Origin of the sequence: Zoogloea sp. LCSB751 (assembly GCF_002028455.1) — a bacterium.
GTDB lineage: Bacteria > Pseudomonadota > Gammaproteobacteria > Burkholderiales > Rhodocyclaceae > Zoogloea.
In genome coordinates, this window is the sequence record NZ_MWUM01000116.1 from 1 (window position 1) to 327 (window position 327).

Sequence of the window (327 nt, forward strand, 5' to 3'; positions counted from 1 at the left end):
AGATTGCGCCTATCGCGGCCAAGTATGGCCAAGTGCAAACCGTTGATATTAATGCGGTCGGTTTTGGTCAATAACCACTGGCGTTAGCTTTATTTCGCCCAATAAAAAGGTCTGCATAGTGCAGACCTTTTGCTTTTCTGTTCTAGGTTCTAGGCGTTATTGCGCACCTGGCTTAGCGTAGTGAGCCATCCAATCTTTCACTTGGTTATACCAATAGATGGAGTTGTTAGGCTTCATAATCCAATGGTTTTCATCGGGGAAATAAATCATCCGTGATTCAACATTACGGGTTTGCAGGGTGCGGAACAGCTCAAAACCTTGGCCGAC

Annotated in this window: 1 protein-coding gene; it reads right to left on the reverse strand. The window is 45.6% G+C overall.

All coding sequences use genetic code 11. The features are described 5' to 3' along the window. Positions 1 to 156 precede the first annotated feature (156 nt). A complete protein-coding gene (locus tag B4920_RS31095) occupies positions 157 to 309 on the reverse strand; it encodes a prolyl oligopeptidase family serine peptidase (RefSeq protein ID WP_368664740.1) in 153 nt (50 codons plus the stop codon). Between the last annotated feature and the right edge of the window lie 18 nt (positions 310 to 327).